The organism is Kitasatospora sp. NPDC023120 (assembly GCF_055560835.1).
This window is the reverse complement of sequence record NZ_JBVHHY010000005.1, coordinates 288,292-301,325: the sequence shown is the minus strand read 5'-3', so window position 1 is coordinate 301,325 and position 13,034 is coordinate 288,292. Positions and strand designations below refer to the sequence as shown.

General features: G+C 74.0%; 11 protein-coding genes and 1 tRNA gene. 9 read left to right on the top strand and 3 right to left on the bottom strand.

The features are described 5' to 3' along the window. Positions 1-286 precede the first annotated feature (286 nt). A tRNA-Leu gene (locus ACZ3TI_RS10165) sits at positions 287-370 on the top strand. A 145-nt stretch (positions 371-515) separates the two neighbouring features. Continuing rightward, positions 516-2,717 (top strand): serine/threonine-protein kinase, encoded by a 2,202-nt coding sequence (locus ACZ3TI_RS10160; protein ID WP_465725372.1) that lies wholly within the window; start codon positions 516-518, stop codon positions 2,715-2,717. A 59-nt stretch (positions 2,718-2,776) separates the two neighbouring features. Here the strand turns inward: ACZ3TI_RS10160 and ACZ3TI_RS10155 are convergent, their stop codons facing one another. Together ACZ3TI_RS10155 and ACZ3TI_RS10150 are read right to left on the bottom strand one after the other, a co-directional pair. Continuing rightward, positions 2,777-3,244, bottom strand: a complete 468-nt coding sequence (locus ACZ3TI_RS10155) for a hypothetical protein (protein ID WP_465725371.1) — start codon at positions 3,242-3,244, stop codon at positions 2,777-2,779. Positions 3,245-3,296: 52 nt separating this feature from the next. Next, on the bottom strand, positions 3,297-4,328 hold the full coding sequence (locus ACZ3TI_RS10150) for a DUF3048 domain-containing protein (RefSeq protein ID WP_465725369.1): 1,032 nt from the start codon (positions 4,326-4,328) through the stop codon (positions 3,297-3,299). A 233-nt stretch (positions 4,329-4,561) separates the two neighbouring features. Here ACZ3TI_RS10150 and ACZ3TI_RS10145 point away from each other — a divergent pair, with 233 nt between their 5' ends. From ACZ3TI_RS10145 to ACZ3TI_RS10135, 3 genes are all read left to right on the top strand, one after another. Then, positions 4,562-4,744, top strand: a complete 183-nt coding sequence (locus ACZ3TI_RS10145) for a hypothetical protein (protein WP_465725367.1) — start codon at positions 4,562-4,564, stop codon at positions 4,742-4,744. Between the two features lie 94 nt (positions 4,745-4,838). Next, positions 4,839-6,062 (top strand): sensor histidine kinase, encoded by a 1,224-nt coding sequence (locus ACZ3TI_RS10140; protein ID WP_465725365.1) that lies wholly within the window; start codon positions 4,839-4,841, stop codon positions 6,060-6,062. Then, a complete protein-coding gene (locus ACZ3TI_RS10135) occupies positions 6,059-6,733 on the top strand; it encodes a response regulator transcription factor (protein ID WP_465725363.1) in 675 nt (224 codons plus the stop codon). Before ACZ3TI_RS10140 ends, ACZ3TI_RS10135 begins: the two co-directional genes overlap by 4 nt. 444 nt (positions 6,734-7,177) lie before the next feature. Here the strand turns inward: ACZ3TI_RS10135 and ACZ3TI_RS10130 are convergent, their stop codons facing one another. Next, positions 7,178-8,602, bottom strand: a complete 1,425-nt coding sequence (locus ACZ3TI_RS10130; RefSeq protein WP_465725361.1) for an amidase — start codon at positions 8,600-8,602, stop codon at positions 7,178-7,180. A gap of 118 nt (positions 8,603-8,720) precedes the next feature. Here ACZ3TI_RS10130 and ACZ3TI_RS10125 point away from each other — a divergent pair, with 118 nt between their 5' ends. The 4 genes from ACZ3TI_RS10125 (at position 8,721) to ACZ3TI_RS10110 (ending at position 12,901) form a co-directional block, all read left to right on the top strand. Continuing rightward, positions 8,721-9,305, top strand: a complete 585-nt coding sequence (locus ACZ3TI_RS10125; protein WP_465725359.1) for a TetR/AcrR family transcriptional regulator — start codon at positions 8,721-8,723, stop codon at positions 9,303-9,305. A gap of 171 nt (positions 9,306-9,476) precedes the next feature. Then, the gene (gene aroA, locus ACZ3TI_RS10120) at positions 9,477-10,724 is read left to right on the top strand and encodes a 3-phosphoshikimate 1-carboxyvinyltransferase (protein ID WP_465725357.1); all 1,248 of its coding nucleotides are present in this window, start codon (positions 9,477-9,479) and stop codon (positions 10,722-10,724) included. 136 nt (positions 10,725-10,860) lie between these two features. Then, a complete protein-coding gene (locus tag ACZ3TI_RS10115) occupies positions 10,861-12,114 on the top strand; it encodes a serine hydrolase domain-containing protein (protein ID WP_465725355.1) in 1,254 nt (417 codons plus the stop codon). After that, entirely contained in the window at positions 12,098-12,901 is an 804-nt protein-coding gene (locus ACZ3TI_RS10110) for a MerR family transcriptional regulator (protein ID WP_465725353.1), read from the top strand. The genes ACZ3TI_RS10115 and ACZ3TI_RS10110 overlap by 17 nt, the downstream gene beginning before the upstream one ends. Positions 12,902-13,034: the final 133 nt, after the last annotated feature.

The window sequence follows — 13,034 nt, the reverse complement described above, 5'->3', positions numbered from 1 at the left end:
GCCATCGCGGCCCGCAGCCGACCGCGCTCGCCGGTACCGGCGAGGTCGACCACGACCTCGCCGTCCGCCGAGTGCCCGCCGGATTCCGTCAGCCGTACCCGGGGCGCCTTCTCCAGAACGGCATCCAGTGCCTCAAGGCCTGCCGTCATCGACCCCGCCCCCACCCGCCTCTCCCGCCTGTGCGCCCGATCCGATCCGCGCGGATGATCGGAGGGTGAACAGGGGCCGCGAGGGGGTGGTCGGAGGCACCCCTCCGGATGGTCTATAGTTAACCCATCACCCAGATGCGCGGGTGGCGGAATAGGCAGACGCGCTGGATTCAGGTTCCAGTGCCCGAAAGGGCGTGGGGGTTCAACTCCCCCCTCGCGCACAGCGAACGGCCGGTCGATCTTCGGATCGACCGGCCGCTTTGTTTTGTGCGGCACCGGTCGGCTCCGCCGTCGAACGGGTGCCCGACTAGGCTGGGCCGGTCGCGCGGCCGGGTCGGCCGTCCACGCCTGGGGAGGGTTCGGTACGTGACCTTGTTGGAGAACGATCCGCGGGAAATCGGCGGGTACCTCCTGGAGGGCAGGCTCGGCGCGGGCGGGATGGGCGTGGTCTACCGTGCCCGGTCGGTGTCCGGCCGTCAGGTGGCGGTGAAGGTGATCCGGCCCGAGCTGGCCGCGGACGCCGAGTTCCGGGCCCGGTTCCGGCAGGAGGTCACGGCCGCGCGCAAGGTCAGCGGCGCGTTCACCGCACCCGTGCTCGACGCGGACGCCGACGCCCCGGCGCCCTGGCTGGCGACGCTCTTCATCGCCGGTCCGTCCCTGGGCGAGCGGGTCTCCGGGCAGGGACCGCTGACCCCGTCCGAGGTGCGGCGGCTGGCGGCCGGGCTGGCCGAGGCGCTGCGGGAGATCCACCGCGTCGGGCTGGTGCACCGCGACCTCAAGCCCGGCAACGTCCTGCTCGCCGAGGACGGCCCGCGCGTCATCGACTTCGGCATCGCCCGCTCGGCCGGCGAGACCCAGCTGACCAGCACCGGGGTCGCCGTCGGCACCCCGCCCTTCATGGCGCCCGAGCAGTTCCGCAGCGGCACGGCGACCTCGGCCACGGACGTGTTCGCCCTGGGATCGGTGCTCGCCTTCGCGGCCACCGGGCGCGGCCCGTTCGGCGCGGACTCCTCGCACGCGGTGGGATTCCGGGTCGTGTACGAGGAGCCGGACCTGACCGGGCTCGCGGCGGAGCTGCGTCCGCTGATCGCCGCGTGCCTGGCCAAGGAGCCCGATCAACGACCCACGGTGGAACGGCTGTTGGGGATGGTCGCCGGCGGCGTGCGGGAGCGGACGGTCCAGCTGCGGACGGGGCCGGTGATTCCGGGGCCGGTGGCTCCGGGGCCGGTCGCCCTGGCACCGGCACCGACGCCGACGCCGACGGCCCAGGTCACCCCGGCTCAGGCTCCGGCTCAGGCTCCGACGCCGATGGCCCAGGTCACCCCCGCTCCGGCTCCGACGCCGACGGTGGTCCCGGCCCCCGCGACCCCGGCCCTGCCGCCGGCCGCCCCGGTGCTGCGGACCGTGCCTCCGTACCTTCCGCCCTCCTCCGCGGAGCGCCCCCGCCGCCGCAGGTCCGTGCTGATCGGCTCGGCGCTGGTCGCCGTGGTGGTAGCGGCGGCGGGCACGCTCGGCTTCATCGCCTGGCAGAACCGAAAGCATGACACCTCGTCGACGGCCGCCGCCGGCCTCACCTGCGGCCCGGCCGGGAGCGCCACGATCGGTTCGGACGGAATGGAGACCGCCCTCGTCAAGCAGTGGACCGAGGACTTCGGCAAGGCCTGCCCGAGCAGCCGGCTCGCCTTCAGGAACCACCCCGGCGGGACCTCGGCGGAGCCGTTCAAGGGCACCGCCGCGGACCAGTTCACCAACGGGGACCTCGACGCCTCGACCGTCGACGTCGCGATGACCGACGGTCAGGCCACCGCGTCCGGCAAGCACTGCCCCTCCGGCCAGATCTCCCAGCTCCCGGTCACGGTGCTGCCGGTGGCGGTCGTCTACAACGTGCCAGGGGCGCCCGACCTGCTGTTCGACGCCCCGACGCTCGCCAGGATCTTCAAGGGTCGGATCCGGACCTGGAACGATCCGGCGATCAAGGCGCTCAACCCGGCGGTGACGCTGCCCAACACCCCGATCGACGTGCAGACCTCCTCTGATCCGTCGTGGGCCAGCTTCGTCTTCGGCCAGTACCTCGGCAAGGCGGCGCCCGCCGATTGGGACTCCGAGCCGAGCACGGTCTGGTCCACCGCGTTGAAGCCCTGGGGCGGTCCGACCGCATCGAGCCAACCCGTGGACGTCAGCGGCACCGCCTGGTCGATCGGCTTCGTCCCGCTGCGGGACGCTGGGAGCCTCAAGACGGCCAGGGTGCGGGCCGGGGACTACGACGCCTCCCCCACCACCCTGAGCGCCAACACCATGGCTGCGACGGGCACGGTGGAGAGCTCGGGCACCAGGGTGTCGGTCAAGCTCGACTACCAGAAGCCCGTCAAGTACGGCTATCCCGTCGTCGGGTTCGGCTACCTCGACTTCTGCGAGGCGGGCGGGAGCGCCGCCGTCCTGGCGAGCTTCGCGTCCTACGCGGTCAGCGGACCGGCCCAGGCGAAGGGCGAGTCCCTGAAGTACGGCACGCTGCCCCCGGGCCTGACCCAGCAGGTGCAGGACTCCGTGGCCGGGCTGCGGTCCAAGTAGGGCCCAGGGCCGGTCGATCCGCCCGGACTGACCGGCCCGACCCCCGGCCCCCGCCGCGTTCAGTGCCGGAGCGGGCGCCGGAGCCTCGTCAGGAGCCCCGGGCGGGTGGCCGCGAAGCCGGCGAGCGCGGTGGCGGTGCCGACGGCTTCGGCGATCGCGGCGGCGGTCTTCTCTGGGAACCAGGCCGGCTCGTACATGTCCGGCAGCGGGCCGAGCGTGCCCACGTCGACGTGGCTGTACAGCAGTACGGCCCCGAGCGCGGAGGCCGACACGAGGAAGGCGAACGCCCACACCGCGCGCCGGTGGGTCGCGAGCAGGACGAGCAGCGCCGCCAGGCAGGCCACGGCGGCTTCGATCCTGAACAGGGTGCCCTGGGTGAGGTCGGCGCCGTAGTCGTAGCCGGGGGCCAGGTCGGCGTGGATCGCGGCGTCGACGGCGAGCGCCGCGGCCGTCACCGCCTTGAGCAGCCAGACGGTCAGCAGCCGCGGGCTGAGGGCGGTTCGGCGCGGGAACGGGGAGGTGGCCATGGTCGGCTCCTGTGTGCTCGGTGCGGCGGCTGTCGCCGGTCGCCGCCGGTGCTCAGGGCACCAGCACCACCAGCACGGGACCGGTGGCGAAGGGTACGTCCGCGCCGTCGGGCAGGGTGAACGACGTGCCCGCCGCGGGATCGGGCCGGCTCCAGCGGACGCTCCACACCCGGCCGTCGCGCAGCACCTCGGCCGTCCCGGAGCCGGTGGTGCGGGTGAACACCTCGTTGTCGGGATGCCCGGCGTTGAAGTCGGTGAACAGGCCGGGAACGATGCCGACGTGCTGGGCGACGACGGTCGCGGTGCCGGACCAGGCCGGGCGGCCGTCCACGGCGACGTCGTAAGCGCTGCCGTCGAAGCGAACGCTGATGGACGCGGCCGGCAGGCGCCAGGTCATGGCGCCCAGCGCGCTGCCGCCGGCCGGGGCGGCACCGAACGTGAAGCCGGGGGAGCGGGCGGGCACCGAGGGGTGCGCGGTGAGGATCCGGTGCGGATCGACGAAGGTGGGGTCGACGGCGCGGTTGGTGAACACGCCGGGGTCGGTGAACGGGGTGACGTTCCGCAGGTCGGCCGCGTCGAGGAGCGGGAGGAGCCCGCTGATGGCGCCGCTGTAGGCGAAGTCGAGATGCCCGTACTGCTGGAGCAGCGGGATGTCGGTCTGCCGGGCGGAGCGCACCGGGCCGACCAGGGCGGGCAGGTGGTTCGCGTCGTACACGGCGAGGAACCGGGACTGGCCGCCCTCGACCTCGATCCAGTAGACGATGTCGGCCTCGGCGAGCCCCTGATGGATCGCCTGGACCCGCGCGCCGACGTTGTCGATCTTCACGGCGAGGGTGTTGCCCGCCGTGCCGACGTTGTCCAGCGGGTTGGACGGCGGCGGGTTGGACGGCGGCGGGTTCAACGACGGTGTGGGTGTGGGCGTGGGTGTGGGCTGGGCGGGAGCCGGTGCTGCCGGACTGTGCCCGGGGCTGCCGCAGCCCGGGAGGACGGCGAGCCCGGCGGCCGCTCCGGCCACCGCGAGCGCGAACGTCGCTCGGGCGCGCAGGCCGTTCGTCGGTGCCCGGGTGCTGGTGCGGATCTTCACGGGGGGTTCCTTTCCCGCGGGCGGGGGCGGCGGGCCCGCGCCCCAAACCGTCACTAACCGTTACGTACCGCGGTCCCGCACTGCTCAACCGGACAACCGGACAGCCGGGCGGGCGGACGGGCGGGCAGCCGGACGGGCGGGCGCGGCGGTGGCCCAGGCGTCCGGCGCCGCTGTCACCGGGCGCCGCTGTCACCGGGCGCCGCTGTCACCCGGCGCCGCGCTAACCTCCCGGGATGAATCGAACGGGCCGTTACCGGTGGCGCACCCGGCTGCGCAGACGTCTCCCGTGGTTCCTGGTCGAGCGGGGGCTCGCCGGGAAGGGGCGCGGGGACTGCGGCGACCACGAGTGGTACAACCACGACGGCGTCGTCGCGCGTTGCTACCACTGTGAGGTGGGCGAGCGGGCGTGGCGCTGATGCGGGATGCCTCGCGTGCTCCCTCGCGTGCTCGCACGAGTGCTCCCTCGATCGGGGGAGGTCGGCTGTGGGAGGCGTGGCAATACTGGCGACCATGATCAAGGTTCTTCGGCCGCTGCTGCGCGGCTCCACGTATTCGGGTGTGCTGTTCGCCGTTCTGGGGGCGTTGGCGGGGTTGCCGTTGGCGCTGGTCGCCTTGGTGCCCGTGGCTGGGATGCAGGCGTCTGCGAACGCGGTGCCCGAGGTGTTGTCGCTCACGCTCTGGGTGGTGCTGATCGGGGCGGTGGGGCTGGCCGGTGCCACGCGACGGGTGCTGGTCCGGGGTGCGCGGCGGCTGCTCGGGGTGGTGCTGCCGGATCCGGTGAAGGGGACGGCGGGGGATCGGTGGCGGACGCCGGCGTTCCTGGTGCTGCACGTGGTGTCGGGGTGGCTGGTGCTGTTCGGCGGCAGTGTGCTGCTGACCATGGGGGTGTTCCTGCCCACCCGGTACGCGGAGGGCGACGCGCGGCTGAGCCTGTTCGGGTGGTCCGAGGAACTGACCGCGGGCTGGCGTGCGGTGGTGGCGGCGGTCTGCCTGGTGGCGGCGGTGGTGCTGTTCGCGGCGGTGTCGGGGGCACTGCGGTGGCTGGCGCCGCGGCTGCTGGGGCCGTCGGCGACGGAGCGGCTCGCGGTGGCGGCCGAGCGGGAGCGGGTGCTGGCCGAACGCAACAGGCTCGCACAGGAGTTGCACGACTCGATCGGGCACACGCTGACCGCCGCCACCATCCAGGCCGCCGTCGCGGGTGAGGTGCTCGCCGCGGACCCGACAGCCGCCCGGGCCGCCATGCGGAGCATCGAGGAGTCGGCGCGGGCGGCGCTGGAGGACCTCGACTACGTGCTGGGTGTGTTGCGGGAGGAGGAGGCGGGCACCGCGCCGACCCGGACCCTCGCCGACCTGCCCGAACTGCTGGACCGGCTGCGGCACGCGGGCGCGGTCGTGGAGACGGAGATCCTCGGCGACCCGGCGCAGGTGCAGGGCGCGCAGTCCCGCGCCGCCTACCGGATTCTGCAGGAGGGGCTGACCAACGCGCTGCGGCACGGGGCCGGCGGTCCGATCGAGCTGCGGGTGGTGGTCGCGGACGACGGTCTGGAGCTGGGCGTGGTCAACGGGATCAAGTCCGGTCCGAGCGGCTTCCCGACTTCCGGGCACGGACTGACCGGCCTCGCCGAGCGGGTGCGGCTGCTGCACGGCGAGTTCGAGGCGGGTCTGCAGGGCTCCCACGGAGAGCCGCAGCACTGGCGGCTGGCGGTCCGGCTGCCGGTACGGTTGTCGGCGTGAGCAGCCCGGATGCCCCCGTCACCGTCCTCATCGCGGACGACGACCCCGTGACCCGCAGCGGGCTGAGCACCTTGCTGGGCGCCCAGCCGGGCATCGCCGTGGTGGGGCAGGCGGCGGACGGGATCGAGGTGGTCGAGCAGGTCCGACGGCTGTGCCCGGACGTCGTGCTGATGGACGTACGGATGCCGCGCCGCAACGGGATCGAGGCGACCCGCGAACTGCTGGGCGCGAGCGCCGAACCGCCGAAGGTGGTGGTGATCACCACCTTCGAGAACGACGACTACGTGACCGCCGCGCTCAGCGCCGGGGCGAGCGGCTTCGTGCTGAAGCGGCGGCCGGTCCCGCAGATCGCCGAGGCGGTGCGGGTCGCGGCGGCGGGGGAGGCGATCCTCTTCCCGGCCGCGCTGCGCCGGATGGTGGCGGCCCGTCCGCTCGACTCGGCGGAGGCGCTGCCCCGGGCGGCGCTGACCGGGCGGGAGGAGGAGGTGCTGCGGCTGATGGCGACCGGGGCGTCCAACCCGGAGATCGCGGAGTCGCTGGCGGTGAGCCTGGAGACGGTCAAGACGCACGTCGGGAACGTACTGACCAAGCTCGGCGCGCAGAACCGGACGCACGCGGTCGTGATCGCGTACGAGTCGGGACTGGTCGTGCCAGGGCTGCAGGTCGCCTAGCGGCGGGGAGGGCCCGACCGGGAGGCGTCCAGCCGAGGTCGTGCGCAGGAAGTCGACCGGGCCGACTTCTCGTGCAATGCGGGTGCTGCGGCGCGGAATCGGTAGACCGGTCTGCATATTTCCTTCAGGGTGAGGCGTTGGCGAGCCCCGGCCTATGCGCAAGAAGTCGACCGGGTCGACTTCTCGTGCAGCGTTGGCGGCGCTGGAGTGAGGAATCGGTAGACCGGTCTGCATATTTCTTCCGGGGTGGGGCGTTGGCGAGCCCCGGCCTGTGCGCAGGAAGTCGGGCTGGCCGACTTTCTGCGCACACTGCCTACTGGGAATCAGTAGACCGACCTGCATATTCGGGCCGAGGGCGTGCCCGGACTGCCAGGTGGACGAGGCGTTCCGGGGCGCTGGACGTGCGGGCGGCGAGCCAGCGGCCAGCCTCCGCTACGGCCTCCGCTACGGCCTCGGGTCGATCGGGGTGAGCACGCCGAGGCGGTCCTCGACGGCCTGGGCGGCGGCCAGGCACAGGTCCTCGCGGAAGGCCCGTCCGACGAGCTGGACTCCGGTGGGCAGACCGTCGGGCGCGAGCCCGGTCGGGACGGCGACGGCGGGGACGCCGACGAAGCTGGTCACCGAGCAGAGGCGCATCGCCGAGGCCACGCGGTCGCGGCCCGCCTGGTCCCGCGACTCCAGGCCGGGCTCGACCGGCGGCTCGGTGAAGACCGGGCCCAGCAGCAGCGGGTACTCGTGCAGGAACTCCGCCCAGGAGCGGCGGATGTTCATCCAGCTGCTCATCAGCCGGATCAGCCCGGCGGCGTCGGCGGGCGGGGCGCTGCGCATCGTCAGCTCGATGTAGCGGTCGCCGCCCTCGCCCAGCAGCTGCCGTACGGCGGGCCAGTTCGGGGCGAACTCGGTGCCGGTGAGGCGGTGGTAGGTGTCGAGCGCCTCCTCCAGCCGCGGGACGTCGGGGACCTCCCGGACGTCGTACCCGGCGTCGCGCAGGGCGTCGGCAGCTCGGGCGACGGCCTGGCGGACGGTGGGGTGGACGCCGAGGCCGCCCGGGTCGGCGACGACGGCGACCCGGATCGGGCCATCGAGTGGCGTCCCGAACGTCTCGCCGTACAGCGGGACCGGGACGGCGCGCGGGTCACGGGGGTCGGTGCCGGCCAGGGTCTCGTACGCGAGCTGGAGGTCGGCGACCGTACGGGCCAACGGGCCGTCGGTGACCAGGACTTGGGAGGCCGGGCCGGGGTCGTCCGGGCCGATCAGGCGCTGGTCGGCGGGGAAGCGGCCGGTGGTCGGCTTGAGGGCGGCGACGCCGCAGAAGGTGGCCGGGATCCGGGCCGAGCCGCCGGAGTCGTTGCCGAGCCCGAGCGGGGCCATCCCGGCGGCGACCGCGACGCCGTCGCCGCCGCTGGTGCCGCCGGGGGTGCGGCTCGGGTCCCAGGGGTTGCGGGTGTCGCCGTACAGCTCGCTGGCGGTGTGCATTCCGGCGAGGATCAGCGTCGGCATGTTGCTGTGGCCGATCGGGATCGCCCCCGCCGCGCGCAGCCGGGCCACCGGGACGGCGTCGACGGGCGCGACGTGGTCGCGGAAGTGCGGGGTGCCGAAGGTGGTGGGCACGCCCGCGATGGGGGTGCACTCCTTCACGGTGAACGGCACGCCCGCGAGCGGGCCCGGCTCCTCGCCCGCGGCCCGGCGGCGGTCGGCGTCGCGGGCGGCCTCGCGGGCGCGGTCGGCGAGGAGCTGGGTGACGGCGTTCAACTGCGGGTTGACCTCGGCGATCCGGTCGAGGTGGCTGTCGACCACGTCGAGGGCCGAGACCTCGCCCGTACGGACGGCGGCGGCGAGTTCGGTGGCGGTCCTGCTCCACAGGGGCATGGGGGTCTCCTCGGGCTGGTTCCGATGCGGTTGCATCGGAACCATAGACCGGGAAGCGATACGCTTGCATCGAATAAATGCGGTGGGCCGGGAAGACCCGGCCACGAGGAGGTCGGACATGCCGAAGCAGGTGGACCACGAGAGCCGGCGCCGGCTGATCGCCGACGCCGTCTGCCTGCTCGTGGACGAGCACGGGCTGGAGGGCGTCACCCTGCGGGACGTCGCCACCCGCGCCGAGGTCTCGATGGGCGCCGTCCAGCGCTGCTTCCGCACCAAGGACGAGATGCTGCGGTTCGCCCTCGCGCACATCGGCGAGCGGGTCACCGAGCGGGTACGCAGCCGGCTGGGCGCGGGCCCTGCGCAGTCCGCCGCCAGTGAACTCGGCCTGGTGGCAGGGGAGGTGGCGCTACTGCGCGAGGAGCACCGGGCCGAGGCCAGGATCTGGCTCGCCTTCGTCGCCGGGGCCGCCGTGAACCCGGCGCTCGCGCAGACGCTGCGCAGCAGCTACGCGGCGCTGGAGGAGCTGATGGTGCGGCTGGTCGCGGAGGCCTCCGGCGGAGCGCTGGAGGCGCGGACCGAGGCCCGGACGCTGCTGGCCCTCGCGGACGGGCTCACCGCGCACGTACTGATCGGGCACCGGACGGCGGAGGAGGCGGAGGAGGTCCTGCACGCGCACCTGGTCGGGCTCTGGGGGCGCTGCTGAGCCTGCGGAGTCCGTCGTTGCGCTCCGGAGCGCTGCCGGGCCTCAGGAGCTCGCCGGGCCGTCGTCGTCCAGTCCGTGGAAGGTCGGGAACGGCAGGGGGCCGGTGCGGCAGGATCGGCCCGACGTCGCTGGACGCACCTGTCGGACACACCTGTGTTGGGAGAGCCTGCCGTGACTGCCGTCGAGATCCCGGGGTCCAAGTCCATCACCGCCCGGGCGCTGTTCCTGGCCGCCGCCGCCGACGGCGCGACCACCCTGCACCGGCCGCTGGCCTCGGACGACACCGAGGGCTTCGCGCAGGGTCTGGCCGCGCTCGGGTACGAGGTCGAGCGGTCCGCCGACCGGTGGCGGGTGACGGGACGCCCGACCGGGCCCGCCGCGGAGACGGCCGAGGTGTACTGCCGGGACGGCGCCACCACCGCCCGCTTCCTGCCCGCCCTCGTCGCCGCCGGCCGCGGCACCTACCGCTTCGACGCCTCCGCGCAGATGCGCCGCCGCCCGGTCGCCCCGCTGACCCGCGCGCTGCGCGAGCTGGGCGTTGACCTGCGGCACGAGGAGGCCGAGGGGCACCACCCGCTGACGGTCGTCGCCGACGGCGTCCGCGGCGGTGAACTCGCCCTGGACGCCGGGGAGTCCTCGCAGTACCTGACCGCGCTGCTGCTGCTCGGCCCGCTCACCCGCGACGGCCTGCGGATCACCGTCACCCGGCTGGTCTCGGCCCCCTACATCGGCATCACCCTCGCGATGATGCGGTCCTTCGGGGTTGAGGTGAAGCGGGAGCGGACGCCGCACGGCGAGGTCTTCGACGTGCCCTCCGGGGGCTACCGGGCGGCGGAGTACGCCGTCGAGCCGGACGCCTCCACCGCGAGCTACTTCTTCGCCGCCGCGGCCGTCGCCGGCCGCGAGGTCACCGTCCCCGGCCTCGGCCGCGACGCCCTCCAGGGCGACCTGCGCTTCGTGGACGTGCTGCGGCGGATGGGCGTCCGGGTGGACGTCGGGAGCGACCGTACGACGGTCGCGGGCGACGGCACGCTGAACGGTCTCACCGTCAACATGCGGGACATCTCCGACACCGTGCCCACCCTCGCGGCGATCGCGCCCTTCGCCTCCGGGCCGGTGCGGATCGAGGACGTCCACAACACCCGGGTCAAGGAGTGCGACCGGCTGGAGGCCTGTGCCGCCAACCTGCGCGCGATGGGCATCACGGTGGCGACCGGCGAGGACTGGATCGAGATCCACCCCGGCACCCCGCGCCCGGTCGAGATCGTCACGCACGCCGACCACCGGATCGTGATGTCCTTCGCCGTCACCTCGCTGCGTACGCCGGGGATCACCTACGACGACCCGGGGTGCGTGCGGAAGACCTTCCCGGGGTTCCACGAGGCGTTCGCGCGCCTGCGGTCGGAGTGGGGCGTCTGAGGCTGGTCCTGGTGGTGGCGGTGGCGGGCCGTGGGGCTGTGAGCCGGATCACGGTTGAGGTTGACCCGGGGGCGGGGTGGAGACTCGGCGCAGCGGCCCGACAGCGGAGCGGGCGCAAGGGACTCGGAGGAGCGCCATGTCCAGCACCATCCCCACCGACCGGAACCAGGACCGCCACGACGCCGACCGGAGCCAGGACCGCCAGGACCGCCCGGAGCTGCGGGAGGCGATCGAGGAGATCGTCGCGTCCGGCTTCCTCGGGGTGCAGTTGCGGGTGAACGACGAGCGGGGGGAGTGGGTCGGCAGCGCGGGGGCGCGCGAGCTGGGCTCGCGTGCCGGGGCGTTGGCCGACGGGCACTTCCGGGTCGGCAGCTCCACCAAGAGCTTTGTGGCGACGGTGGTGCTCCTGTTGGTGGCCGAGGGCCGGATCGGCCTGGACGCCCCGGCCGCCGACCACCTGCCCCCGCTCGGGCTGGACCGGCGGATCACCGTGCGGATGCTGCTGCAGCACACCAGCGGCGTCTTCAGCCACACCGGCGAGCTCCTCGAGGACGGCACGGTCGTGCCCGGGGTCCCGTGGCGGGGCAAGGAGTGGGTGGAGAACCGGTTCCGCACCTACCCGCCCGAGGAACTGGTCCGGCTGTCGCTGTCCAAGCCGGCCCGGTTCGCGCCGGGCGAGGGCTGGAGCTACTCCAACACCAACTACGTCCTGGCCCGGCTGGTGATCGAGGCGGTCACCGGCCGTACGTTCGCCGAGGAGCTGCGACGGCTGGTCCTCGACCCGCTGGGGCTGAGCGGCACCGTGGCGCCGGGCGCCTCGCCGGAGCTCCCTGAGCCCCACAACCACGGCTACTACCGCTACCAGGACGCCGGGCGGGAGCGGACGGTCGACATCACCCGCCACAACCCCACCTGGGTCGCGGCCGGCGGCGACATGATCTCGACCACCCGGGACCTGCACACCTACTTCTCCGCGCTGATGGGCGGCAGGCTCCTGCCGTCCGGACTGCTGGCCGAGATGCGCACGCCGGAGGCGACGATCGGCTACGGGCTGGGCGTGTTCGCGCAGGACCTGGGCCCGGGCGGCGGCACCGTCTACCACCACAACGGTGCCACCATCGGCTCGGCGGCACTGATGTACGGCAGCCCCGGCGGCGGCACGACCCTGACCGCCGGGCTGACCTACGTGGACGACGCCGACATGTCCGTCGCGCCGGCCTTCCAGCGCGCCCAACAGCGGCTCGTCAGCGCGGTTTTCGGTGGCGGGCAGGTCGAGTCGGCGCCCGCGCCCGAGTCCGAGCCGGCGCCTGGGTCCGCGCCCGGGTCCGCGGCCGGGTCCGCGCCCGGGTCCGCGCCCGAGGCAGGATGGGCGGATGGCGAGCACGAGTGAGGCTGAGCGGATGGCGAGCGGAGTCACGATCGGGCAGGCGGCGGCCTTCCTCGGCGTCACGGTGAAGACGGTGCGGCACTACCACCGGCACGGGCTGGTCGAGGAGCCGCGACGCGACGGCTCCGGCTACCGGCGCTACGGGTCCGCGGAGTTGCTGCGGCTGGTGCAGGTCAGGACGCTGGCTGCCGCCGGCGTGCCGCTGGCCGAGATCGCGCCCCTGCTGGACGCCGACGCCGAGGAGTTCGCTGCCGCACTCGCCGACGTCGGGCAGCGACTGACCGACCGGATCGCGGAGTTGAGCGCGCGCCGCGACATGCTGCACCGGCTCGCCGAGGGCGACCGGGCCCTGCTACCCGAACGCGCCTGCGCGGTCCTGGACCGGATGCCCGGTCTCGGCTTCGCCCCCGACTACGTGGCCGCGCAGCGCGAGGCCCTGGTCCTGGCCCGGGCGATGGTGCCGGAGGGCTTCGACGCCTTCCTGGCCCAGCTCGAACGCTGCCTCGACGACCCCGAGTACGTCGAGCTGACCAAACGCGGCCGGGAAGCCGAGACCTGGGAGCCGGACGACCCGCGGATCGAGGAACTCGCGACCGCCATGGCCGACCGCTTCCTCGCCAACCCCGCCCTGCTGGGGAGCCCCGCCGGCCTGCGGGCCTGGCGCAGGGCCACCGCCCAGTACCGGCTGATCAACAACCACCGCGGCGACCAGGCGCCGGTCGCGGCCCGGCTCACCGAGCTGACCGAGGCCAGACTCCGCGCCGCCGGGGTACCCGTCCCGCACCGGTGACGGGAGCCGGCCTCGCGCCGCCTCGGAATCCCGGTTCCGGGCGGCCGGGTGGGGCGGTGAGGATCCCGTCCGTGTCCGAGAACGACGAGTGGTGGCGCGTCCGCTGGTGAAGGTGAAGCAGCAGGCCTTCGCC